1 protein-coding gene is annotated in these 255 nt (G+C 63.5%); it reads left to right on the top strand.

The window, feature by feature from the left end; all coding sequences use genetic code 11:
- The coding region (locus tag MWC30_RS22355) for a molybdenum ABC transporter permease (RefSeq protein WP_244086374.1) at window positions 1-255 on the top strand (255 nt) is incomplete at both ends.

Here is a 255-nt window from a genome sequence, read left to right as displayed (position 1 = left end):
TTCACCTGGCAGGGAGCGGTGCTGGCCTCCACGGTGGTATCCTTTCCACTGGTCTACAAAGCGGCTCGAAGCGCCTTCGAGAGCGTCGACCCCAACCTGGAAAAGGCGGCGCGCACCCTCGGCCTGTCGGAGCTGGAGGTTTTTTTCCGCGTTTCCTTTCCCCTGGCGTGGCGTGGCATCATGGCCGGAGCCATGCTCGCTTTTGCCCGCGCCATGGGCGAATTTGGAGCCACCCTCATGGTGGCGGGCAATCTG

Origin of the sequence: Desulforhabdus sp. TSK (assembly GCF_022836495.1) — a bacterium.
GTDB lineage: Bacteria > Desulfobacterota > Syntrophobacteria > Syntrophobacterales > Syntrophobacteraceae > Desulforhabdus.
This window is presented reverse-complemented; position numbering and strand designations above follow the sequence as displayed.